This window comes from Salegentibacter echinorum, from assembly GCF_900129445.1.
Classification (GTDB): Bacteria; Bacteroidota; Bacteroidia; order Flavobacteriales; family Flavobacteriaceae; genus Salegentibacter; species Salegentibacter echinorum.
In genome coordinates this window covers 21,826-46,077 of record NZ_FQVT01000014.1, presented here as the reverse complement: position 1 = coordinate 46,077, position 24,252 = coordinate 21,826, and the positions used below count along the sequence as shown (strand labels likewise).

At 35.0% G+C, this 24,252-nt stretch carries 18 protein-coding genes and 1 riboswitch; of the genes, 10 read left to right on the top strand and 8 right to left on the bottom strand.

Annotated features, from left to right (window positions below):
* Window positions 1–151: 151 nt before the first annotated feature.
* Both BUA71_RS14670 and BUA71_RS14665 read right to left on the bottom strand, forming a co-directional pair.
* Window positions 152–3,109, bottom strand: coding sequence for a beta strand repeat-containing protein (locus BUA71_RS14670; protein ID WP_072881097.1), 2,958 nt, complete (start codon window positions 3,107–3,109; stop codon window positions 152–154).
* A 691-nt stretch (window positions 3,110–3,800) separates the two neighbouring features.
* Window positions 3,801–5,153, bottom strand: coding sequence for a tetratricopeptide repeat protein (locus BUA71_RS14665; RefSeq protein ID WP_072881095.1), 1,353 nt, complete (start codon window positions 5,151–5,153; stop codon window positions 3,801–3,803).
* Window positions 5,154–5,776: 623 nt separating this feature from the next.
* Window positions 5,777–5,864, top strand: a riboswitch (TPP riboswitch).
* A gap of 71 nt (window positions 5,865–5,935) precedes the next feature.
* Here BUA71_RS14665 and BUA71_RS14660 point away from each other — a divergent pair.
* The 7 genes from BUA71_RS14660 to BUA71_RS14630 all read left to right on the top strand — a co-directional run bounded on the left by BUA71_RS14660 (window position 5,936) and on the right by BUA71_RS14630 (window position 13,314).
* The gene (locus tag BUA71_RS14660) at window positions 5,936–6,658 is read left to right on the top strand and encodes a class I SAM-dependent methyltransferase (RefSeq protein ID WP_072881093.1); all 723 of its coding nucleotides are present in this window, start codon (window positions 5,936–5,938) and stop codon (window positions 6,656–6,658) included.
* Window positions 6,658–7,707, top strand: coding sequence for an AIR synthase-related protein (locus tag BUA71_RS14655; protein WP_083572118.1), 1,050 nt, complete (start codon window positions 6,658–6,660; stop codon window positions 7,705–7,707). Before BUA71_RS14660 ends, BUA71_RS14655 begins: the two co-directional genes overlap by 1 nt.
* 1 nt (window position 7,708) lies before the next feature.
* The gene (locus tag BUA71_RS14650) at window positions 7,709–8,341 is read left to right on the top strand and encodes a thiamine phosphate synthase (protein WP_072881089.1); all 633 of its coding nucleotides are present in this window, start codon (window positions 7,709–7,711) and stop codon (window positions 8,339–8,341) included.
* Window positions 8,338–8,613 (top strand): Trm112 family protein, encoded by a 276-nt coding sequence (locus tag BUA71_RS14645; protein ID WP_072881085.1) that lies wholly within the window; start codon window positions 8,338–8,340, stop codon window positions 8,611–8,613. The genes BUA71_RS14650 and BUA71_RS14645 overlap by 4 nt, the downstream gene beginning before the upstream one ends.
* Before the next feature lie 411 nt (window positions 8,614–9,024).
* On the top strand, window positions 9,025–10,023 hold the full coding sequence (sbnA, locus tag BUA71_RS14640; protein WP_072881083.1) for a 2,3-diaminopropionate biosynthesis protein SbnA: 999 nt from the start codon (window positions 9,025–9,027) through the stop codon (window positions 10,021–10,023).
* The gene (locus tag BUA71_RS14635) at window positions 10,017–11,855 is read left to right on the top strand and encodes an FAD/NAD(P)-binding protein (protein ID WP_072881082.1); all 1,839 of its coding nucleotides are present in this window, start codon (window positions 10,017–10,019) and stop codon (window positions 11,853–11,855) included. Before sbnA ends, BUA71_RS14635 begins: the two co-directional genes overlap by 7 nt.
* Entirely contained in the window at window positions 11,848–13,314 is a 1,467-nt protein-coding gene (locus BUA71_RS14630) for a type III PLP-dependent enzyme domain-containing protein (protein WP_072881079.1), read from the top strand. The genes BUA71_RS14635 and BUA71_RS14630 overlap by 8 nt, the downstream gene beginning before the upstream one ends.
* A 236-nt stretch (window positions 13,315–13,550) precedes the next feature.
* On the opposite strand, the gene BUA71_RS14625 is transcribed toward BUA71_RS14630, so the two are convergent.
* The gene (locus BUA71_RS14625; RefSeq protein WP_072881075.1) at window positions 13,551–14,606 is read right to left on the bottom strand and encodes a potassium channel family protein; all 1,056 of its coding nucleotides are present in this window, start codon (window positions 14,604–14,606) and stop codon (window positions 13,551–13,553) included.
* Window positions 14,607–14,878: 272 nt separating this feature from the next.
* Here BUA71_RS14625 and BUA71_RS14620 point away from each other — a divergent pair, with 272 nt between their 5' ends.
* Window positions 14,879–17,041: a catalase gene (locus BUA71_RS14620; protein ID WP_245812610.1), complete on the top strand. Its 2,163-nt coding sequence runs from the start codon at window positions 14,879–14,881 to the stop codon at window positions 17,039–17,041.
* Between the two features lie 133 nt (window positions 17,042–17,174).
* Here the strand turns inward: BUA71_RS14620 and BUA71_RS14615 are convergent, their stop codons facing one another.
* From BUA71_RS14615 to BUA71_RS14595, 5 genes are read right to left on the bottom strand one after another with little or no spacing between them, the layout of a single operon-like run.
* Window positions 17,175–18,038, bottom strand: a complete 864-nt coding sequence (locus BUA71_RS14615; protein ID WP_072881073.1) for a glycosyltransferase family 2 protein — start codon at window positions 18,036–18,038, stop codon at window positions 17,175–17,177.
* Window positions 18,028–19,053: a hypothetical protein gene (locus tag BUA71_RS14610; RefSeq protein ID WP_072881071.1), complete on the bottom strand. Its 1,026-nt coding sequence runs from the start codon at window positions 19,051–19,053 to the stop codon at window positions 18,028–18,030. The genes BUA71_RS14615 and BUA71_RS14610 overlap by 11 nt, the downstream gene beginning before the upstream one ends.
* The gene (locus BUA71_RS14605; RefSeq protein WP_072881069.1) at window positions 19,053–20,105 is read right to left on the bottom strand and encodes a glycosyltransferase; all 1,053 of its coding nucleotides are present in this window, start codon (window positions 20,103–20,105) and stop codon (window positions 19,053–19,055) included. Before BUA71_RS14605 ends, BUA71_RS14610 begins: the two co-directional genes overlap by 1 nt.
* Window positions 20,102–21,532 carry a glycosyltransferase gene (locus tag BUA71_RS14600; protein ID WP_072881068.1) on the bottom strand — a complete coding sequence of 477 codons (1,431 nt, stop codon included), beginning with the start codon at window positions 21,530–21,532 and terminating at the stop codon, window positions 20,102–20,104. The genes BUA71_RS14605 and BUA71_RS14600 overlap by 4 nt, the downstream gene beginning before the upstream one ends.
* A gap of 48 nt (window positions 21,533–21,580) precedes the next feature.
* The gene (locus BUA71_RS14595; protein WP_072881126.1) at window positions 21,581–22,105 is read right to left on the bottom strand and encodes a DUF421 domain-containing protein; all 525 of its coding nucleotides are present in this window, start codon (window positions 22,103–22,105) and stop codon (window positions 21,581–21,583) included.
* Window positions 22,106–22,486: 381 nt separating this feature from the next.
* On the opposite strand from BUA71_RS14595, the gene BUA71_RS14590 reads away from it, so the two are divergent.
* The gene (locus tag BUA71_RS14590; RefSeq protein WP_072881067.1) at window positions 22,487–23,335 is read left to right on the top strand and encodes an SDR family oxidoreductase; all 849 of its coding nucleotides are present in this window, start codon (window positions 22,487–22,489) and stop codon (window positions 23,333–23,335) included.
* Window positions 23,336–23,476: 141 nt separating this feature from the next.
* The gene (locus BUA71_RS14585) at window positions 23,477–24,115 is read left to right on the top strand and encodes an HAD family hydrolase (RefSeq protein WP_072881066.1); all 639 of its coding nucleotides are present in this window, start codon (window positions 23,477–23,479) and stop codon (window positions 24,113–24,115) included.
* Window positions 24,116–24,252 lie beyond the last annotated feature (137 nt).

Sequence of the window (24,252 nt, the reverse complement as noted above, 5' to 3'; positions counted from 1 at the left end):
TGAGTAGGTTTATAGCTTTATATTTTGATTAATTTTAAGCTTCAACATATTTTCTACAGTTTAGTAATTGCTACTCTTCAAGTTGTAATTAAGATTTAAGCTTAATAATTAAATTAACCGGACACTCCATTGCTCAAGTGTCCGGGAGATATTATTCATTCTTAATTACAAATACGATGTTCATATAGGAAGTAGGGGAGGCATCATTAATGATATCATATGTTAGTACCCCGTTTTCGTCTATAGTTAGGTTTGCAAAAACGTCTTGATCATAATATGTGATGTAATAGTATAATTCGTTAGATTCGAATACGTGGATAGCTGAAGGAGCTCCAGTACTACCCACTAATCCACCTGTATATGTTCTTGAAGAACCACTTGCACCATGAGCTACATCAAACTGCTGCCCGGAAAATTGATTTTTATAATCCTCGTAAAGGTTTCGCTGTAAACCTGTACCTGTTTGAATAGTTTCAAATATTACTGCGGGCATATAGAAAAAATTCGGTGCAGGCGCAAAATCTTCTATATTTTTCCAGGCGAGTTGCGCATCATTCCCATTACCATCTGTTGTTAGGACCTGATTGGGAGCACCTACCCCAGATGACAGTTTTGGAGCAGTTACTGCACCATCTGCAAGTTTAATTGTGTTGATTCCACCGTCTGCAATTTGAATCCCCATATCGTCTAATAACTTATTAACCCCATCGGTGCCACCTGTAAACTCAATACCACCGTCCACAGTTAAATCTCCTTTATTAGTATCAACTAAAGTAGCTAATTCTTCAAGAGCATCTTGAACATTATTTGCAGTGAATTGATTAGTGGAATTATCAAAAGCAATTGCACTGGCATTGGTGTCTATGGTTGTGATAGTGTTTCCATCAGCATCGTTAAAAGTGTAAATACCAGAAGCTAAAGAAACACTTACGTTATTGGTATCAAAAGTAGTTGAAGCTCCGGATTCATCGGTATAAGTAAAACTACCATCTCCATTATCTAATAAAGGAGAAATAATACCAGTTGTTCCCGCAATCTCATCTAAAGCATCTTGTACATTACCAGAGGCAAGGCCGGAGTTGGTGTTGTCATATCCTAAAGCACTGGCATTGGTATCTATGGTTGTGATAGTATTGCCGGCAGGGTCGGTAAAGGTATACACCCCATCGGTTTCGGTTACTGAAGTGGTATTGGCATTAAAGGTTACTTCGGTGCCATCCATTGCGGTATGGGTAAAAGTCCCATCTCCGTTATCGACCAAAGCATCTGAAGTATCACCTACAATATTGATGATTTCATTATAAATATCCCCTTGATTTTGGATGTTGGTCACCACGTCTGAAACCAGTGTTACCGTCATACTATCCCCGTTGGCATTGGTAAAGGTATAACTGCCATCGTTATTGTTGGTATAAGTCGTGGTATTGGCATCAAAGTTTGTAGGGTTTCCATCTCCATCGGTAAAAGTGAAAGTGCCATCTCCATTATCGGTGAGATCGATATTGCCAAAATCACTGCTGGTATCCTCCAGGTTTTGTTGGATCTCATCCAAAGCGTCCTGTACATTACCAGAGGCAAGCCCGGAGTTGGTGTTGTCATATCCTAAAGCACTGGCATTGGTATCTATGGTTGTGATAGTGTTTCCATCAGCATCGTTAAAAGTGTAAATACCAGAAGCTAAAGAAACATTTACGTTATTGGTATCAAACGTAGTTGAAGCTCCCGATTCATCGGTATAAGTAAAGCTACCATCTCCATTATCAGATAAAGGAGAAACAATACCAGTTGTTCCTGCAATTTCATCTAAAGCATCTTGTACATTACCGGAGGCAAGGCCGGAGTTGGTGTTGTCATATCCCAAAGCACTGGCATTGGTATCTATGGTTGTGATGGTATTGCCGGCAGGGTTGGTAAAAGTATAAACCCCATCGGTTTCGGTTACAGAAGTGGTATTGGCATTAAAGGTTACTTCGGTGCCATCCATTGCGGTATGGGTAAAAGTACCATCGTCATTATCGACCAAAGCATCTGAAGTATCACCTACAATATTGATGATTTCATTATAAATATCACCTTGATTTTGGATATTGGTCACCACGTCTGAAACCACTGATATGGTCATAGTCTCCCCGTTGGCATTGGTAAAGGTATAACTGCCATCGTTATTGTTGGTATAGGTCGTGGTATTGGCATCAAAGTTTGTAGGGTTTCCATCTCCATCGGTAAAAGTGAAAGTGCCATCTCCATTATCGGTTAGATCGATATTGCCAAAATCACTGCTGGTATCCTCCAGGTTTTGTTGGATCTCATCCAAAGCGTCCTGTACATTACCAGAGGCAAGGCCGGAGTTGGTGTTGTCGTATGTATTGCTAGCAGCATTGGTATTAATATTGATCGTGCTGCCATCAGCATTGGTCAAATCATAAGTTCCATCCCCATTGTCTACAAGGGTTGTAGTGTTAGCGTCGAAATTTGTCGAATTTCCTTGTGTATTTGTATAGGTAAAAGTTCCATCTCCATTATCAGTTATACTCGAATTAAAATTATTGCTGGTTATAAGATTAATTATCTTTTCATAAATGATTCCATTATTATTAATATTACCTATAACATCGGCAGGAACATTTATCGTGGTAACTGTATTGTCTTCACTTGTATAAGTATAAGTTCCGTCTAAGTTATCAATAAGAGTAGTGATACTTTCATTTGCAATTTCATTTAAACTTATATTTACACGATCACCGTCTTTATTCAAATAAACGAACTCTTCATTTTCACTGTTCCATATTACAATATTATCTGGGATATTAGTGTTTGTATTATCGGAGGAAGCAATTCTTTTCCAGCTACCGTTATACCAATAATAGTACCCTGGTACAATATTATTGGTAGTAGAGGTGTTAAATACAAGCAAGCTCTCTACATTTCCGTTAGTTATGGTTGTTTTGTCGGTCAATCCGGAAAGAGGTACCTGGGGTATTAAAACCCCGCGATCATTTGCGACAATTTCAAGTTGACTTGAAGGATTGGGCATATCGGTTCCTATACCCACTTGGGCATTTCCATAAAAACCAATAAAAATAAACAGGATAAGTAATAGTTTCTTCATAAAGACGGTTTTTAATATGATTTACACTGAAGTATTAATAGAGTAGGTGTTAATACTTTATAAAACTGCAAAACAATAGGGGTAATCCCTCAATTTTAGCCTATTACAGATCTACTACATATATATTACATATGTACTACAAGCGCATTAGAATGGTAGTAATCGTAGTTTTAAGTTCATCTTCAGTCTTAAAATGTTTTTTAGTTTGAGAAAAGTGAGGGCGAAAAATTATATATAATTATATACTTTAATTCTATCTTGAACGAATAGCATTGTTATACTTTTGAATAAGTCTTTTCGAAGTTTCTAAGGATTTTTTATTACGAAATTCTACGCAAACCGGAGTTAAAACCTTACGAAACGGTTTGGGATATGGGATACAATCCAAATAATACAGATTGAAAATAAGGAGGCTATTACACCTTTAAAATAGTAATTGAGCAGAGTGAAGTTTAGCATCGAAACCAAATCTCATCTTCCGAATTTTAAAGGTCCATCCCTGCAGTAAGACGGAGATTATTATTAGTAAAGGCAAAAAAAGGAACTGGAATATTTGGAAGATAGAATAATTATATAACTTATAATAGCAAGCATTAAAGTCAATTGATCTTGTACGGATATATAAATTTTAAAGTTTTAAATTCTGCCAAAATAAATTGATTGGAAAAACCGTACTATTTTTTTTTACTAATTATAATTCACAAATCCATTTATACAAATCTGTATTTTTTGAAAGTGAAAGCTTTTTTCGTAATCTGTATTTTTTAATTTGTACAGTCTTGTGTTGCACAAATGTATATTGAGCAATTTCCTTGGTAGAGAATTTTAGCCATATCATGGCGCATAAAATTATTTCGGAGTCTGTTAAAGCTTTTTCCCTGGAATCTAACTTAGCATATAGAATGGGATATACTTGCTTAAATTTTGCTAAAAAAGAAGAATCCCCAGTTTTAGCAAGTTTTATAAGAGAATCAAAATTTTTATTTAAGCGTGCTCTTAAAGCTGCATTTTTCTTTTTTAAAGATTTTCTTCTCCGTTGCCATTTGTAATATTTAAATACTATATAAGTTGTAAGAATTACAATTATAAGTACAAAACTTATTATTGTTAGATAAACACCGTTATTATCTTTTTTACCATAATCTGTTTTATTTACATCTTCAAACTCAATATCTAGAATTTTACTTTTTTTTACATTTAAACTATCGTTAAGAGCCACCGAATCAGCCATAAAATTGTTGGATTCCTTTACCTTGCCCAGAGTTAGATGAAGATACCCTATCTTCTTAATTATCCTTGTTCTTAAGTTTTTTCTCTCTAAAATTCTGGTAAGATGTAGTGCTTCTGTGTATTTTCTTAAGGAAGTTTTAAGATCGCCATTCTTTAAGTAATAATAGGCATAACCTTCCAAAATCATAGCATAAGCTAAATTCCCTTCAGGATTATTATTTACTTTCATTGTATAAGAATCAGACCTGTATTTGTTTTGGATGAGTTTTAAACCCGAATCTAAATAGTATTTAGCCAATTCATAATTACTTTTCGTATCTATAGCAAGTTTAGAAAGTTTTTGATAGGTTTGAGGTAAAGGATATGCAGTAAGAGCTTTCTCTAAACATTCTCGCGCTTTTTCTGGTTTCTTTATTTTGAGAAAAGCTTTTGCCATATCATTTTGAAAAATGGCTGCAAAGTATTTTTCGTTAGGAAGGCCTTTTATCAGTCCTAAAGCGTCATTCCAATAAATTAAAGCTTTCCTTTCAAGTCCAATATGTAAATAATTACGTGCTAACGCTCCCAGTACCCTAGTTTCTATCTCTATATTATTTCCTTTATAACGCTTAGCAATAGTATTTAAATAAATAGTACTTTTATCATATTCCCCCTTGTCTATAAAAACCTGAGCTTTTTCTAAAAGATTAGACACGCTTTCATCTGTTAAAGAAACGGGAAACGGTTTCCTTTCATTTAAAGTAATATTTCCTGCAGCTAAATCATTTTTTTTAAAAAAAATGAATAGAAATATAAGATAATATAAAAACTTCATAGCATAAGATTCTCTTTCTAAAAGAAGAAAGTTTACAATAACAAGACTTTTATTTAATCAAGAATTATTTACAGTCTAGCACTGAAAATGCGGTAAAAGGATTAATAAAATTTTTATTTCTCCTTGTAGGGTAAAACGACAATTACAAGTGTTTTTGTCTCTGTAAAATGACTTTATAGGATAATACATTTGTATTACTAAAACAGTAAGTCAGACGAAAGGTACAAAAAATCCGATGAATAGCACCTAAATATTTTTTTTGTAATTTTCTTCAGCTAAATTGCTCATTTCGAAAATAGCTAATGTTCTCGTTACAGAATAAGGAGTGAAATTTAACATCACTTAATTAAAGCTTTTATTTTTTAGAATTAATTTTTCTTAAAAAACTGGCTAATAGGTGTTTAAATGTTAGGCGGAATGATAATAAATCGCATTGAGAATTTAATACCAACAAAGATGTCGTATTAATTTTTTCAAATATTCAGAAAAATTTTTGAAGCAATGAGGGTGAGATTTTACTTACAAAAGTCTGACTAGAAAATTCTTCATGTTCTTTCTTATTTTGTACCTTTACCAATTAAGCTGTAAAGTTTTAGTGTAATTACTAAAATTAAACCTTGAAATATAGATGCACGGGGTGCCGGAAGGCTGAGATAAAACCCGAAACCTGATTTGGATAATGCCAACGTAGGGATGCAGATTTATGAATATTATATATTCCATTGCACCATTCCGTTGGATTCCCAGGGAATGGTTTTTTTATTTTTAAAAGAATTTAAACAATGGATATAAAAAAAATAAATCAACAACTCGTACCCGAAAAAACCGAAACCTGGCAAGGACGATCAGAATGGTTTTTTAACAGGAAATATACCGATACATATGAAGAGTATTACGAGGGACCCTACAAAAGGGCAGAAGTATATCAAAAACGACTGCTAGAACAACTAATTAAAGCAGATACGCGGGTAGAAAACTTGCTGGAATTTGGCTGCGGCACTACAAGGTTTACCCGGTGGTGGCAAGAAATTGGCATCCAGGCAACGGGTGGAGATATTTCGCCGTTTATGTTGTCACAGGCTTTACATCGTTTTGATGGTGAATTGGTGATGGCCGATTCGCACTACCTTCCATTTAAAGATCATACTTTTAATGCCGTGGCATTTATCACCACTTTTGAATATTATAAAGATCCAATTCAGGTTTTACGCGAAGCAGCCCGGGTAGGGAAATACGGAATCATTATGGGGATGATGAATCGTAACACTCCTAAATTGATTCGACGCCGCACGCAGCAAGCTTTTGGAAAAAATCAATTCTACAACACCGCTACATTCTATACGCCCAACAAGCTAAAAAAGCTGATAGAACAAGCTTTGCACGGTCGGGATTATACCATAAGATGGCATTGTACAGGCTTGCCAAAATGGTTTCCTGTACAGCAATGGGATTACCCCTTAGGCGATTTTTTTGGGATGTATATTCAATTTAAAGATGTAGTATAATGGCTAAGACAGGCAAAATTGAGCGTGATTTATTGGAAGAGTTGTTCACTCAACAAACAGGGTTTAAAAATTCAAAAGTTCTTCAAGGACCACAATTTGGAGTAGATACCGCACTCATTAGAACGGGAGAAAACACAGGACTAGTTACCGCCAGTGATCCTACGAGCTTAGTGCCTTCATTGGGAATGAAAGATTCTGCCTGGTTATCGGTCGTTTTAACGGCTAATGATATTGCTACCAGCGGTTTCTTACCTCAATACGCACAGTTTGTATTTAATTTTTCCGAAGATTTAAGGGATGAAGAGCTAAATGAATATTGGCACCAAATTCATCTGTTTTGTAAAGGAATGAAAATTTCCATTACGGGCGGGCATACCGGTTTTAGCAATAAAGGTCCAACGACCATTTCAGGGGCGGTTACAATGTTTTCAGAAGTAAAACTCTCTCTCGCAAAGTCAACAGTATTTATCAAGCCCAATCAGGATCTTATTTTAACAAAGACAGCGGCTTTATCCAGTGCGGCGATTTTGGCTAAAAGCTTTCCAAAACATACTTCTCTTCATTTGGGACAGGAAATGCAAAAGGATTTGGCAGATAGCCTGTACCAAATTAGTGTACTACCAGAATTACAAATTTTAAGGAGTGATAAAGAATTATTTAGTCAAATCTCGGGAATGCACGACTGCACAGAAGGTGGTGTACTGGGCGGGATATATGAACTTTGTGAAGCCAGCGAAACAGGTGTTGAAATTCACCGAAATAAAATTCCATTGGGAGAAGCGCAAAACCAGCTCTGTCAACTCTTCGACATAGATCCTTACCGCTGTATTGCGGCGGGAAGTTTATTGATAGCCTGCCCAAAGGAAATAACGAAAAATGTGGTCAATTTATTACAGGAAAATGGAATAAGAGCTGGAAAAATTGGAGAGACACTATCTGAAAAAACGAATCGAAAGATAATAACTGCCAAAGATGAAGAAAAATTGATTTATAAAGAAGATCCTTATTGGAAAGCTTTTTTTAACGCCCTGGAAAATAGATTAGATTAGTATGAAAAAATTGTCAAAAGGAATATACTTAGTGATTGATCCGGCGATGGAAGCCGACCAGATTTTATCTCAGCTCACTCAAATAAAAGAGGAAGAAATAGCTGCACTGCAGATTTGGGATAATCCCAAAATTAAAACCTGGGACAAAGCCTTGTTGCAAGCCATTATCGACTTGTTTTCTTCTACGAAAACACCGGTTTTAATTAACAACCAATGGGAATTATGCCAGGAAATGAATTTTGACGGAATCCATTTTGATATGCTTCCTGAAAACATTTCCCGGGTGGAGCAAAATTTAGACCGTTTACTTTTAAAAGGATTAACCTTAGAAAATGATTTGTCGTATGTAAAAAACGCTGAACATCTAGGCTTTGATTACTTTTCATTTTGCTCTCTGTTTCCCTCTTCTACCGTAGATAATTGCGAGATAGTGCGGTGGAAAAGCATTGAAAAATGCAGAAGTCTCACCCAGTTGCCCATTTATCTGGCCGGTGGAATAAATCTGGAAAAAATTGAATTGCTAAAATCATTACCTTTTGATGGCATTGCTATGGTCTCATCTATAATGAATGCCAAAAATCCTCAAAAAATATTGAGAAAATACAATAACCTATTAAAAGAAATTGAACAATGAAATACCAAACGATTAAGGATAAGTTGTGCTGTCCGTTTGATAAATCCGATTTGACTTTAGATCCAATAACCATGGAGGAAAAAACTCAAAATGTGATTGAAGGCATTTTAACCTGCGACAATTGCCGTCGTATTTATCCTATCATTAGTGGCATTCCCATTATGAATCCAGACGAATTCAGGGAAGAGTCTTTGGAAAAACCTTTGTTGGAGAAGTGGCAAAAGATGCTGGGAGAAAGGAGTATTAACAATTTTAGGTTGACGGAAGGATAATGATCCAGTGATGAAATGAAGGTTACCGCCGGGGGCAGAAATTGTAATTCATTAAGAAAAGTCAATTTCGGTGTAAATAACAGCAAGATACTAACCAGGTTATAAAAATAAATTTTCTTCTACAAATGGCCATTTTGTATGAATGCTTAAGATTAAATTATCTAACCCTGGTTCAAAAGTAATACCTGAATAATTTTGGATGTGGTCGCTTTTGGAGAATGATAACATAGAAATAATAAGCTATAAATTCGTCTTAAACTGTTAATTATAATGTTGAATATGTTGTAGATTTACTCTTATTCGTGTGATCTTTGTAGCAAAGAATTATTATGTTAGAAAGTCGTTTTTAATCTTTTTAAAGTAAACTAAAGTTATACAACAATACCCTGTCTCAATTTTTAAAAGTATATTATGATCTTAGATATCTGTAAACCTGCCGGAAATATTGCTGATGCTATAGGTCATACTCCTTTAATACAATTAAAGAAATTATTTTCTACGAATAACATAAATTTCTTCGGAAAAATGGAGGCTTCAAATCCTGGTGGAAGTCTTAAAGATAGAACCTCTGTCTTTATATTAAAAAAAGCCATGGAAAATGGCAGTATCAAAGAGGGGGACACTATTATAGAATCGAGTTCTGGAAATATGGCACTGGGACTTGCCCAGGCTTGCATCCATTTTAATTTGCAGTTGGTGGTAGTTGTAGATCCAAACTTGAATCCACATACTGAAAGATTATTAAAAGCATATGGGGCTAAATTATCTTACGTTCATACTGCAGTTAAAAATAAAGGTTTTCTTGCTGCTCGTTTAAACAGAGTACAAGAATTATTGCAAGAGATACCTAACAGTTATTGGACAGACCAATACGGTAATCCTAATAATCCTTTGGCGCATCATCAAACTATTGATGAAATTATTAAGAAAATGAATGGCGATGTTGATTATATATTTGTTGCGACGAGTACTTGCGGAACACTAATGGGGTATGCAGATTATATTTTGGAAAATAACTTAAATATTAAGATCGTCGCGGTAGATGCCGTGGGAAGCGTGCTTTTTGGGGGACCTTCAAAAAATAGAATTATACCAGGCCACGGTGCCGGTGTTCCATCGCAATTTTTAGATGTAAATAAAATTTGGGATCACATTGCGGTAAGTGATCTGGATTGCATTGAAGGCTGTTGGTCTCTTCTAAAAAAAGAAGGTATTCTTTGTGGTGGCTCCACCGGTGGTGTGATTTCAGCAATAGAGCGCTATAAGAGTAAAATGGACAATTCAACAAATTGTGTTTTCTTATTGAGTGATCGCGGAGAACGTTATTTGGATACAATTTTCAATCCAGAATGGGTAGCCAAACAATTTCCTGAAAGTCATCAAATTAAAAATTCGGCAATTGGATGGTAAGCTCTCCAAATAATCAATCTTCTGTTGGGAATTGTTACAAGCTGGGCATTGTAGGACTGGGACCCAAAGGTCTTTTTGCTTTAGAGCGATTTTTAGCTGAAATAAAGGACAGGGAAATCACTTCTTTTATTGAACTACATATTTATAATCAGAATCCATTTTTTGGTTCGGGAAATGTATATCGAAGCGACCAACCTAATTATTTGATAATGAATTACGCCAATAAAAATATTGACATTTGGTGTAGAGAAAAACCAGATGCAGTAGTAGATGGTGCTTTAAATTTTTCAGATTGGATAGCACAGCGAACAGGAGCTCCTGTTAGTATTAATACCGATAAATTTTCATCGAGGGCATTGGTGGGAACCTATTTAGAGAAAGCTTTTTTACGCCTGCGTGAAAGTTCACCCAAAAATATCTTTTGGCATACCCATATTGCTACGGTTACTAATATTATCAAAGTAGGAAAGCAATTTACAATTGAAACTGATATAGACACAAGTTCTAAAATTTCTAATTTTGACGTTGTATTATTGACTACAGGTCATTTGGGAGCCGGAGCTAAATTTGACGAGAAGGTTACAAAGTCCCATTACATTGATTTTATTTATCCCACCAGGTCAAAATTGCTATCTATTTCAAAATTATCCTCGATCGCCATACAGGGATTCGGATTGACTTGTATAGACGCCATCCTTGAAGTGACTGAAGGCAGGGGAGGTGTTTTTAAAGTAACTTCGGAAAATAACTATGCTTATGAACGTTCTGCAAAAGAACCAACGTGTATTTATCCTTTTTCGCGAACAGGTTTGCCCATGTTTCCCAGAAGTGGAGCTGGAGATGACATAAACTCATTATTTTTCTTTACTAACGAAAATATAGCAGCAACAAAGTCTCCAACAGGAGTATCATTTTTAAAAACCTTGCTGCCTCTCATAAAAAAAGAATGTTATTTTAGGTATTACAGTGTACTTTTCAAAAATCGAAACCGCAAGCTTAAATATCATCATGATTTTCAAAATATTGTGGCTCAGGTAAGGCAATTCCACATCGACTTTACTTCTGAAGAAAAGTTTGATTGGTGTAAAATTATAGATCCATTTTTAAATCAGCAATATATTTCCCATACGGAGATGGTAAATTATATAACCTATTTAATTTCTGAAGCTAAAAAAGGTCCTAAAGAAAGTGCTTTAATGGCAGCTGTAGGAACCTGGCGTACAATTAGTCCCGTGTTTAATAAAATTTATAGTTTTGGTCGTTTGGATGCTGAATCACATAAATTGTTTGATGAGCAATACTTTGGTTTATTCAACCGAATCGCTTACGGACCACCTATTGAGAATATGCAAAAAATATTAGCGCTTGCAAAAGCAGGAATAATCTGCTTTGATATGATTCGAAATCCGCAATTAATTGAATTGAAAGAAACAGGAGAATATCAATTATTCTACCTTCAAAAGCATTCAAAAAAGACTTTAAAGAAAGTACATATTCATACTCTTATTAATGCGAGAATTCCGAGGAGCAGTATTCCATCTAACAATACTTTATATCATAATCTTATAAAAGATGGTTTGTTGCGAATTTTTTGCAATACAAATGGGGGAAATTACATATCGAAAGGCATAGATATAGATTTTAAAGGACGGGGCCGGGATATTAACGGGAATGCACAAGCTGGACTTTCCCTTTACGGCACTCCTACCGAAGGAGTAACTTATGATAATGATACACTTTCCAGAAGGCGAAACAATTTTGCATCACAATGGGCGAAAGATGTTATCCTGAATATACAGAACAAAGCAACTAAAGAAAAAGCAATTGAATAAAAATACAACATATACTAAAGGAAATCCGCAAGGAGGGCTTAGCCCCATAACTTCAAAATGGATGCATTCTATATTTAATGATGAAGCTTTGCTCAATGATCTGTTTGGCAAATACGGTTCTCCCATTAACATTCACCATCTACCTACATTTTCCACTAATATCAAGAAGTATCAATATCTTTTTAATGATTATGGATTGCGTCATCAAATTTTTTATGCGCGCAAAGCTAATAAATGTAAGTCTTTGGTAAAGCAAGCTTTTGCATCGGGTATTGGAGTTGACACCGCAAGTTTCAGGGAGTTGGAACAATCTTTGAATTTAGGTGCCCCTGGCAGAAATCTCGTGTTAACTGCAGCAATTAAAACACAGGACCAATATGAACTTGCCATTAAAAATCAAGTCCCTATAATTTTAGATAATTTAGATGAATGTGAACAGGCCAACGTTTTTGCCAGGAAATTGGGTAAAAAAGCCATCGTAGGGTTTCGGGTAAGTGGTTTTACCGTAGAAGACGAAAAATTATATAGCCGCTTTGGTTTTGATATAACCCAAGTTAGTACGTTTATTTTAGAAAATGTGGGTGAGGGAAAACGTTTTGAACATCTGTGTGTAGATGGTATTCATTTTCATTTAGATGGTTATTCTACGCTGCAGCGTGGTAAAGCTTTGAGTGATTCTATAAGTTTAACTGAGCAGCTAAACGACAAAGGTTTTCAAATAAAATTTATTGATATTGGCGGCGGAATTCTAATGAATTATCTTCAAGATGAGCAGCAATGGAAAGATTTTGATGCACAATTGCGCGAACAAGTTAGTTCGGGTAAGGGAAATCTTACATTTAATAATAATGGGCTGGGATATGAAAAAATTGAGGGAAAGGTGGTGCGAACACTCAAAACATATCCTTATTATAATTCCTTAAACGGTACCGATTTCTTAAAAGCCATTCTAGACTATAAGGATTTAAAATCTGGAAGATCAAATGCAGAGCGTTTAAAGAAACATCAACTTGAAATTCGTATTGAGCCGGGACGTTCTTTACTCAATCAAGTTGGCATGACCGTTGCACGGGTGGCACACCGAAAACAGGATTATAAGGGACAATGGCTTGTGGGACTAGAAATGAATATGAGCCAAATGATGAGTTCCAGTTCAGATTTCTTATTGGACCCTTTTATTATTTATAGAAAAAAAGCAGGAGCTGGTTTGCCGGTTGATGTGTTTTTTACCGGTGCTTATTGTTTGGAGCGGGACTTGTTGCTTAAAAGAAAAATTAGTTTACCACAATTACCGCAGCCTGGAGATTATGTAGCTTTTGTTAATACCGCAGGTTATATGATGCATTTTTTTGAAACCGAAGCACACTTATTTGAACTCTCTAAGAATTTAAGTTTTGATGCTTCAGAAGATTTTTCTTCTGAAGAATTTATAAATGATGAGAATATTTCAGAAAATTAATAGTAACCTTTTAGGAGCAAATTTTATGTTTAATTTCCTTTTCACTTTAAAGCTGAATTAAATCCAAACTAAAAAAGATAAACTTTTTTGCAGCGATTACTATACGAATTTAAAGATTTAGATTAAGTAGATTATCTAATGCTGAATGGAAATATTGCGTTATTAGTATGAATTCGGAAATATTTAATTTTGAGAAAGAGGTAATTATTGAATTTAATTGCACGTAATTATATGAATTAATTTTCCTCAATTTCTTCCTCAGGAATTACAACATCCTCCCAGGTCCATCCATTTTTATGTATATACCCTAATAGTTTGCAACGTCTATTCTGGAATTTTTCTAAATCGATATCTTGCTTACCAATATGATCTTTAGAAAATTCCTCTGGGAGTTTAGTTTTATAATCGAAAGGAGGTGGGGTCTCTGCCGATATGATAAACTTGTCGTCAAGACGGTAATAAAAGTTGTTTAAAGCACCGCGAAGCACCTCCCAATGATAGGCTTTTTCCGATTCATCTATTTTATAAATTTCCTGAATGGTCATAGCTTCGTCTAATACCGCAAGGCTTAGGGAAAGGGAATGCTTCTTATTATTACTGTGAAAATAGTGCAAAATGGGGTAAGCCAGGTGTCTTTCGCCGTGTTTTAATAAAAGGGTTTCAAGGTTGCTAAAACGCCGATAAAGAGGTTCAAAATTAGTACCGTTGTACCCATTTTTTATCATTTCATCGGGTGTAGTACCCATTTTGTTGATGTGAATTGCCAAAGTACGTTTATCAATGACTGCCTGTAGCACCGGTAGGAGATAAGAAATTCCCAAACTGATAAATATAGTGGTGTTTAACCCCATGATGTTAGAAACCATTTTCCAGCCATCGGTACCGGGACTAAAATCACCATTTCCAAGGGAAGTTAGCGTATAGCCTACAAAATAGATATTTCCAATGATGTCTGCAGGTTCTCCAGTATCATTGTTTATAACAGAATTAGTGTCTGCCAGGTAGATAAGACTATACCCCAACCAAATTAAAAAAATCCACATAAAAACCAGGGAGAGCAAAATTATACCGCCGGCAATATTCAATATGGAAGATTTTCCATTGCGTCCCGCTAGACGATAGAAAATTTTCCAAATAAGATCGGCGACAAAGGTAGAAAGCCGGCCCCCGCCATTTATATAAATTACGGTTTTAAAAATATCGATTACCACCCCAATCAAAATAAAAATTCCGATTATAAAAAATATATAATTGAAAGGCGCTGGAATGGAACTAAAAAGCAGATAATTCATAATACAAGTCTTTAGAGAAACAAAATAAAGCCTGAAAAATGTATTTTAATATCTTGATGCACATTCTTTGTAACTCCATAAGGCAAATTGTTTTATAGTAATGTCTTCTAGTATTTATTCCTTTTTCAAGAATAGATAGTCGTTTTTCATTGATAAGAAATTTAGTTAGAATTCCCACAAAAGTCAACGTTACTTTTATCTATTCCAAGACTATAGAATTTTTCAATTTAACTAAAGATTAGCATCTAAAAATTTAAAATCTACTAAATTTAATGAAATTCACTACAAATAAGTTAACCATGAAAAAAGACCAACCAAAAAACTCTGGTAATCAGAAGAAAGATGATATGAGTAAAAACACCACGAAGTTAGAAGGCGCTATGACTACTAACCAGGGTTTGAAAGTAAACGACACCAACAATTCTTTAAAAGCGGGAGAAAGAGGGGCCAGCCTGCTTGAAGATTTTATTTTACGGGAGAAAATAACACATTTTGACCACGAGAGAATCCCGGAAAGAATTGTGCACGCCCGGGGAAGTGGAGCCCACGGTTATTTTGAGTTATACGAAAGTCAGGAAGATATCACCAAAGCGGAAATTTTCACCGATACATCCCGGAAAACACCAGTTTTTGTTAGGTTTTCTACCGTGGCGGGTTCCAAAGGATCGGCAGATCTGGCCCGGGATGTACGTGGTTTTGCTACTAAATTTTACACCGAAGAAGGAATTTTTGATTTAGTAGGTAACAATATGCCCATTTTCTTTATTCAGGATGCCATGAAATTCCCAGATTTAATCCATTCGGTTAAACCTGAACCACATAGGGAAATTCCGCAAGCCGCTTCGGCACACGATACTTTTTACGATTTTGTATCCCACGCCACCGAAACCTTGCACAACCATATCTGGTTAATGAGTGATCGCGCTATTCCCAGAAGTTTTAGAATGATGGAAGGCTTCGGGATTCATACTTTTAGAATGATTAATAAGGAGGGGAAATCTCATTTTGTAAGGTTTCATTGGAAACCTATGTTAGGCGTTAAATCTATTACCTGGGATGAGGCCGTAAAAATACACGGAGCAGATTCAGATTTTCACCGTAGGGATTTATGGAACGCTATAGATGCAGGAATTTATCCTGAATGGGAACTGGGCTTGCAGGTAATTCCTGAAGAAGATGAGCATAAATTTGATTTCGATTTACTGGACGCAACAAAACTAATACCTGAAGAAATGGTGCCGGTTAAAATTATTGGGAAAATGACGCTAAACCGAAACCCAGATAATTTCTTTGCCGAAACCGAACAGGTAGCTTTCCATCCCGGGCATTTGGTACCGGGTATAGATTTTACTAACGACCCATTGTTACAGGGCCGTTTATTTTCTTATACCGATACGCAACTGTCCAGATTGGGAAGTCCGAACTTCCACGAAATCCCGATTAACCGACCTGTAAATGAAACGCATAACAATCAGCGTGATGCCCATATGCGAATGACGGTTAATAAAGGAAAAACAGCTTATTTTCCTAATTCCATTAGTGGCGGGTGTCCGCATTTGGCGAAAATTGCCCAAGGTGGTTTCGATTCTCACGAAGAACGGATAGATGCTAAAAAAGTAAGGGGACGCAGCGAGAGCTTTAGCGATCACTTTTCCCAACCGGCGCTTTTCTACCGAAGTTTGGAAGAATGGGAGAAAGAACACGTAGCAGGCGGTTATGCTTTCGAGATTGGAAAATGTACCTATAAGCACATCAAGGAAAGGATGTTATGGCTTATCGCTCAAATAGATGAGGATTTGGCTGAAAAAGTAGCTAAATCTTTGGGAATGAAAGTTCCAGATGATATTGAGCGGCCAATTAACCAGGCAATTGGCGCAGACGCCGATGTGGAAAAACACCAACCCGGTCCTAAAAAAATGTATTTGGAAAAATCCCCGGCATTAAGTCAAACCCATCTTAAATCAGAAGGTATTCGCAGTAGGCAAATTGCCGTTTTGGTTGCCGATGGTTTTAACGGCGAGCAACTGGAAACCATGAAAAAGAAGCTGGAAGCGGAGGACGCCATGGTAAAGATTGTAGCAAACCACGGCGGAACGGTAAAGTGTGGCAACGATAACGAACTTGAAGTAGATGCGGCCTTACTGACTACTGAAAGTGTGGTTTTCGATGCCATTTATATTCCCGGCGGCAGGAAAAGCATCGATGCTTTAAGCAAAGAAGCCAAAGCGCTAAAATTTATCAATGAAGCTTTTAAACACTGTAAAGCCATTGCAGCCTATAAAGAAGGGGAAGAGTTGCTGGATGCAACTTATGTAAAAGATTTTAAGGACGATAAAGCTATTTTAATCAATGAGGAACCTAAAGCTTTTATAGACGCTATCGCCCAACATAGAAATTGGGATAGAGAGAAAGAAGCAGCTAAGATTCCTGTATAATTTTTGATTTTATAAAAACTTCAGGATTAAATATTTATCAGAATCAAAGCTGATTCTGATAAATATTTTAATTAGATCTGAACTTTCAATTTTCTGAAATTAGTTACAATTAGATAATCAATCCTCCTGAATTTCAGGAAAATGGTTCATCTAAAACAGTAACCTGCTCAATACTTTTAATAGTTGGCTGGCGTAAAATTTTAATTGGTTTCGTATAATTCTCATCCCAAAGAATTAAACTACGTTTAGCGAACTCTTCTAAATGATTAGCCATTGGCCAGATTTGCCATTTTTTATAAAAATAATTGCAATTTCTTACAATAGACTTCATACTGTTTAGTGGAGGTCGGCAAAATGAGTGCTGTTGGTGGTAAACCGTAAAAGGAGTTAGAATAAACCCGATATTTAATTCTCTTGCTTTAAAAGCAAAATCGGTATCCTCTGCACCGTAGCCTTTATAATAATTATCAAAACCACCTATTTTTTTAAAAGTATCATACGTTAAAAAGAAAGTAAGCGACCAAAACATACCGTAATCTTCAATAATCTTTACTTTGTTATGTTCTGGTCTGTGAGGATGGATAATACTTTTAGCATCCAATTCTTCCTGATTAAAATTTTCAACTTCAGAAAAAAGATACTTTGGAAGCCCCATATAAAGTTCATCATCATGAAAGTTAAACTTGAATAATGATTCTATATATGACTCGGACGGAATACAATCTACGTCTAAAAAAGCCAATTTATTAAATTTGGAATTGTAAACCCCAAAATTTCTGGCTTCAGCGATAGGTAAATAGTTTTTGTTCTTAACTTCCAGCAGTTTATGCTTTATCTCAAGTCCAGTTTCCTCCAATTGCGATTTTCTGGAATCCATTTCAATTAAAATAATCTCATCTGGTAACATACTTCCCCTGGCAAGACCGTTTAAGGTATTGATGAGGTGTTTCATCCTTTTATGGAAGATTATTATTAAGGAAATACCTTCAGTTCTCATAACTTTTTATCTTTTCAATAAAATTTGCAACATTAGATTTTTTAAAAAACCATTTCTCTAAATTTTTAGGAGGCTCAAGTTCAAGGAAATGCGTAAAGCAATTTACAATGTTTCCTTCATCAAAGCGAACGCCAAGATTGTTGGCAACCAAAGCTTTACATAGTTCTTCCTGCTCATTATAAGGGCGGTCTTCCGGTACGGCAATGAATTTATTTTTAACGGCTAATATTTCTGATGTTAGGTTGAGTCCGCAACTGCTTAGAATAATATCATTGGCTTTAAGATGCACTTCTATATTTTTTACAAAACCCAGAAATTCAACTGAGGATGAATTCTCCACGTTGCCGTTAATCTCACCTGCTATAGTAATTCGACAATCGGGAACTTTTTTTACTATTTCATCAATTAGATGCCGATTAATCTTAGTGCCACCGGTTCCAGTTAAGATTAGGATTTTTTTATCTTTTAAAGTTGGTTTTTCTTCTACAAGGCAATAGTTGCCGGTATATTTATATTTAGAGTGGAAGCCTAGAAAAAAGGTTTTAGTCTTTAATTCCTGTGGTACTGCCATAGTCATTTCCGAAGGAAGAAACACATATAAGAATTCAGCCGCTTGAAAAGCAATTTGGTGGGGCAAATCGCTTCTGTTTCCGGGTAAAAGATGGTATGCATATGGTATTGAAGAGATCCTGAAAACTATTGCGGTTTCTACACTAACGTCAATAAACGCCAGGTTGATATTGTGTTCAACTATAATATCTAGAATTTGCTTTGTTCTAAGCGTAATTTTATTATTCCCTTTAGGAAGATAATGGGCATAAAAGGGCAGGTTTTGTAATGCCGGTTTATATTCTTCAACCGTAGTATCTTCATCATTAATTTTAATTATCGGAATGTTTTCAGCATCAGTCTCTTTTGAGGTAATTATGATGGAATCTCCGTAAATGTTTTCACAGAACAGTTTAGCCGTATTTAGATGGCCGCTACCGTGCGAATGTGCATAATAGGCTACCATTAAATAACTTTCTTTAAATAATTTTTGTTGAAACTTTTATATAGCGCTTCGTATTTATCTACCATAATTTTGTGGTCACAAAACTCTTCTGCTCTTTTTCTACAATTCCTTCGGTTTACAGAATTTACTTTTTTCAGCGCGTGCTTAAAAGTTTCAGGATCATCTAAATTGAACAGGCATCCGGATTTTTCATTAATAATTTCTGGCGCCGCCCCTAAATTATTGGCAATAACGGGTACTCCCGAGGCTAATGCTTCGGCTATTACCAATCCAAAAGGTTCATCCCAAACACTGGAAAAAATGAATGCTTTTGAGGTTCCTATTAATTTATTTAATTCCTTTTGTTTTAAGTGGCCTACATATTCAAAAATTTCAAGTGAAAGCAATGGTTCAATTTTCTCTTTAAAGTAGGATGGTTCTGAAATTGGCCCGGCTATTTTTAGATTAATTTTTTCCTGTACGCAAAGCTGCAATAATTTATCCAGGCCTTTTTCTTTGCAAATCCTACCGCTCCAGGAATAATAATTTTTAGTGTTACTAAAATTATACTGCCAATTTGACAAATCGATACCGTTATAAATGGTAGTTACCTCTGGTAAGGATTTTTCATACAATTTGCTTGTAAAATCACTAACGCCAATGAAAGTTTGATTAATTTTTTTGGAAATGGCTTCAAGCCCTACATTTATAAAAGAAAAAACCGGCGTATGAAAGGTGGTTACAAAAGGCTGGGGACAGATGTTCCCCATAAGGATAGCTTGAAAATGCATGGAATGGTTTTGCACTACATCAAAATCCCTTAATAGAAATTCGTTTAAAGACTTCGATACTGAAATTATATTCTCAAGTTCTGAATTTGAACTTCCTGAAGAAAGATCTTTTTCGTAATAAACCATTTTTCCGGGTAGTTCTGAGCCTTGCAAACATAGAGATACTACATCGTGTCCTCTTTCTACGAGTTCTTGCACAATCAATGCCGTTATCATTTCAAGACCGCCCTGAAAAGGTTCTTTAATGGGAAAAGCATCGTGACATATAAAACCGATTTTCATTTTGTTTGAATTTTAGAGAGATTAATTTTAGACCAGAAGATCTCCCGGGTTATATGGAATTTTGAATAAGTGATTTGAAACCCTAATAGAAATAGCAGTAGAGCGATGATATAGTAGCTCAATAGGAAACTAAGGATTCCAACCAAAAAAAGTGAAATTGGAAAAACATTTAATCTATGTTCGTTTTTTGTAATCTTAGATAGAAATTTATTAGTTCGCAAAAATGGTTTCTTACTGGATATGACGTAGCTCATCCAATAAAAGGCCCCGATTTCTATTGAGCTGAGATGAATAAGAAAACCACTCCAAATTTTTGAGAAGTTCCTGGCGGCAATTTTTCTTAGTATGCAAAGCTGAAAAAAACAATGCATGAAAATTCCGCCAAAACCCAGATAATAAATAAGAACTACATTTTTTTGATTAGTGAAAAGTAAGGGTAATGCTAAAATTAAAATGATAAAAATTAAACCGAGCAAATTGAGCCAGGCCGTTAAAAGAGTACTTAGGTGAAATTTATTTTTTAAAGAGATGCCATTCGACTTCCAAACCTTTATTAAAACCTGAAAATTACCAAAAACCCATCTTTTGAATTGCGTTTCATAGTCTATGGTTTCTGTAGGCATTGTTCCTTTACCAATATTGCAATTACAAAATCCTGTTTTTAGCTTACGTTTAATCAAATCTACTCCCAAACTCGCATCTTCCGTGATAGAATCTGTAGGCCATTTTAAGCCACCTTTAAACACCTTTCTTTTGATTAGCGTCAAAGTTCCGGTGGGTAGTGCCAATAAAGAACTTTTGCTGCTTGAAAGATAACAATCAAAATAATGCTTATAATTAATCTCAAGTCCGCTGGTTTCAGGAGAGATATTTCTATAAGCTTGTGGAAATTGGAGGATATCCAAATTTAACTTCTGAATGGTGCCAAGTGCAATTTCAAGTGCTTCAGGGTCTAAAGTATAATCAGAATCAAGTGTGAAAATATATTCAGCGTTGGGACAGGTTAGGTCTAGAGCATAATTTAAAGCTCCTGCTTTATACCCTTTTAATTTTTTAAGATGTATAAACTTAAATTTCTCGCCTAATTCACGAAGTTTACTCTCTATTGGTTTCCATAATTTGGGATCTTCAGTATTATTGGAAATTACCAGTAATTCAAAATTTTCATAGTTCAATTCAACGACACTTTGTATGGTTTGAAGAACTAGTCCAGGAGGTTCATTGCAAATAGGTAAATGAATACTCACTTTAGGTTTACCATTTACAGTGGTAGTGAACGCAGTATTGCGGGAATGTCTTAAAAAATACAAACGCATCAATCCCAAGCCTATAATAGCCAATAAAACAAATAAAATACTCCCCAACAAAGTTTGTTCGTAAAGTTCTAAAAGGCTTAATAACTGATATAATGTTTGGATTTGGGACATATATAAAGTTTATAAAAAGCTTTTAAGTGTTTATTGAAAAAGACTGATTTACCGGGAAGCTACATCCTCTAATATATAGCTATCTACTTTTTTGTCATCATAGGCAGTATGCAACACGGATATATCACCGGTAGTTTCAAATATCACAGCTCGAATCTCTTTTAGTTCTATTACGTTTGCTTCTCTTAATTTCCCTTTTAAATCAGATTCGGTAACCCTGGCCTTTTTTAAATTTTCATATAGAACTTCCTTACCGTCCATAAGTAATAATGGGGTATTGTCTATAAGATTTTGAAAAGCTTTGTATTTTCTAAAGTAGGCAGCAATTAATTGTAAGGCATAAATAAAGAATAATCCAGTTACCCCTTGAATTAAGCTTACAGATTTAGACAAAATGGTACTTGCGATAATCGATCCTACCGCAACGGTCATGGCAAAATCAAAACTGGACATCTTTGAAAAACTACGTTTTCCAAATAAACGTGTAAAGAGAATTATCGAAATATAAATTCCAATACTAGACAATAAGATTGCTAAAAGTGAACTTGCAGAAGCATCAAACCAATTTTCCATCATTCAGATTAATTTTAGTAATTAGCAAATATGCGAGATAAGAAGTTTCTTTATTGATTGTATCAACTAACCTTTTAACTCATTTGAAGAATAGTAAAATTAATTTTTATTCTGCTAAGGATTATTTATCTAAATTGTTTGATTGGTTAAAAAATGTATAAATTTAAGGAGATATTCATGGGTGTAGGACCAAAGAGATTATGGAGATTATTTTTAATTTTGGTGATCCAGATAGTTACTATAGATGTTCTAAACAAATAGTGAGTTGTTAACGAACCAGGAATTTTCTTAAATCTATGTATTTAGATAAATGCTTAGTACCTAATAGTGAAGTAACCGTGTTATTTTAAATTGTTTAAAAAATAAAACCACATTTTTGAGATGATCCAACCAAATAAATTTCCTGAACAAGATCAATCGCAACCCGGAAAACAATCTAAAATGCATCCTGAACCCGAGATTATTAAGAAAGGGTATAAGGGTAGTAGCAAATTGGAGGGGAAAATAGCCTTAATTACTGGGGGAGATAGTGGCATAGGACGAAGTGTTGCAGTACATTTTGCACGAGAAGGTGCGCAAATAGCCATTGTCTATTTAGAAGAAAATGAAGATGCAGAGGTTACCAAAAAAATGGTTGAGAAGGAGGGAAGCAATTGCCTTATTTTAAGGGGGGATCTCAAGAAGAAAAGTTTTTGCAGCGCTTTAATAAAAAAATGCATATCAGTTTATAAAAAGCTTGACATTTTAGTAAATAACGCCGCTGTTCAATTTCCGAAAGATGAGGTAGATAATGTAGATTTCGATCAAATCGAAGAAACTTTTAAAAATAATATTTTTCCCTATTTCTATTTGACAAAAGAGGTTTTACATTATTTAAAACCAGGAAGTACTATAATTAATACCGCCTCGGTAACAGCTTACCGTGGGAGCGAACACTTGTTAGATTACTCTAGTACCAAGGGCGCTATAGTTAGCTTCACTCGATCTCTATCTAAAATGCTAATTGATAAAAAGATTAGGGTGAACGGTGTTGCCCCTGGGCCTATATGGACTCCTTTAATTCCTTCTACTTTTAATGATGTAAAGAATTTTGGTAAAGATACACCTATGGGACGTGCAGGCCAACCTAGTGAAGTAGCTCCCGCATATGTTTTTCTGGCCAGTGAAGACAGTAGTTATATTACTGGACAATTCATCCACGTAAATGGAGGAGAGCAGATTGGCTCCTGAATTTTGATTAGTCTATATTTGATCAAAAAGCTCAACAGATTAGAAAAATAAAACTTTTAATTACATTATAATATAGTATGTAAATAAGGATACATTAATAGCATTTTACCTTATTACAGGTCGATTCTAAAAATATTTTATATGGAAATATTTAAAAACAAGGCGAATATCCTATGGGATTTTGACGGTGTGATAATAGACTCTATGAGTATTAGAGGTGAAGGTTTTAAAGAAGTATTGTCTCATTATCCAAACTCGACTGTAGAAGAATTATTAGAATACCATAATAAAAATGGCGGACTTTCTCGATATGTTAAATTCCGATATTTTATAAAAGAAATTTTAGGTGAAAGTGTGAATGAAGAGATGATTCAGGATTTCGCAGCATCCTATTCCAAAATAATGAGAACGAAACTAACCTCAAAACGACTTCTTAACGTTAACGTATTAGATTTCATAAAATCGAACCAGAAAAAGTTTAAGATGCACATTGTTTCTGGCTCCGATGGAAAGGAACTACGTTTTTTATGTAAGAAACTTGAAATAAGGGAATATTTTAAATCCATTGAAGGTTCACCTACGCCTAAAACCAAATTAGTTTCAGAACTTATAACTCAATATAATTATGCTAGTGATGAAACGTGTTTGATAGGTGACTCCATAAACGATTATGATGCAGCAAAAGAAAATCAAATTGATTTCTACGCTTACAACAATGAAGAACTCAGATTAAAGTGTCATACTTATATTGACGAGTTTACTACTGAAAAATCATTTTAAAAGCTCCTAAATACTGTGTAGTGATTAATGTTGCTATCATTCTATCTAAACAATTATTTAAAAGATAGAGGGACAGTGTGTAAGTGAAAAAAAATGATTTTAGGGGTCTGTAAATTACACTCTCTTAAATAATCGGA

Bases quoted from the DNA above. Each gene is read 5' to 3' on its own strand.
- BUA71_RS14610 (WP_072881071.1), bottom strand. From the start codon at position 19,053: ATGGTAGCCTATTATGCACATTCGCACGGTAGCGGCCATCTAAATACG.
- BUA71_RS14615 (WP_072881073.1), bottom strand. From the start codon at position 18,038: ATGAGAACTGAAGGTATTTCCTTAATAATAATCTTCCATAAAAGGATG.
- BUA71_RS14600 (WP_072881068.1), bottom strand. From the start codon at position 21,532: ATGTCCCAAATCCAAACATTATATCAGTTATTAAGCCTTTTAGAACTT.
- sbnA (WP_072881083.1), top strand. From the start codon at position 9,025: ATGATCTTAGATATCTGTAAACCTGCCGGAAATATTGCTGATGCTATA.
- BUA71_RS14605 (WP_072881069.1), bottom strand. From the start codon at position 20,105: ATGAAAATCGGTTTTATATGTCACGATGCTTTTCCCATTAAAGAACCT.
- BUA71_RS14585 (WP_072881066.1), top strand. From the start codon at position 23,477: ATGGAAATATTTAAAAACAAGGCGAATATCCTATGGGATTTTGACGGT.
- BUA71_RS14620 (WP_245812610.1), top strand. From the start codon at position 14,879: ATGAAATTCACTACAAATAAGTTAACCATGAAAAAAGACCAACCAAAA.
- BUA71_RS14660 (WP_072881093.1), top strand. From the start codon at position 5,936: ATGGATATAAAAAAAATAAATCAACAACTCGTACCCGAAAAAACCGAA.
- BUA71_RS14635 (WP_072881082.1), top strand. From the start codon at position 10,017: ATGGTAAGCTCTCCAAATAATCAATCTTCTGTTGGGAATTGTTACAAG.
- BUA71_RS14655 (WP_083572118.1), top strand. From the start codon at position 6,658: ATGGCTAAGACAGGCAAAATTGAGCGTGATTTATTGGAAGAGTTGTTC.
- BUA71_RS14595 (WP_072881126.1), bottom strand. From the start codon at position 22,105: ATGGAAAATTGGTTTGATGCTTCTGCAAGTTCACTTTTAGCAATCTTA.
- BUA71_RS14625 (WP_072881075.1), bottom strand. From the start codon at position 14,606: ATGAATTATCTGCTTTTTAGTTCCATTCCAGCGCCTTTCAATTATATA.
- BUA71_RS14670 (WP_072881097.1), bottom strand. From the start codon at position 3,109: ATGAAGAAACTATTACTTATCCTGTTTATTTTTATTGGTTTTTATGGA.
- BUA71_RS14590 (WP_072881067.1), top strand. From the start codon at position 22,487: ATGATCCAACCAAATAAATTTCCTGAACAAGATCAATCGCAACCCGGA.
- BUA71_RS14650 (WP_072881089.1), top strand. From the start codon at position 7,709: ATGAAAAAATTGTCAAAAGGAATATACTTAGTGATTGATCCGGCGATG.
- BUA71_RS14645 (WP_072881085.1), top strand. From the start codon at position 8,338: ATGAAATACCAAACGATTAAGGATAAGTTGTGCTGTCCGTTTGATAAA.
- BUA71_RS14665 (WP_072881095.1), bottom strand. From the start codon at position 5,153: ATGAAGTTTTTATATTATCTTATATTTCTATTCATTTTTTTTAAAAAA.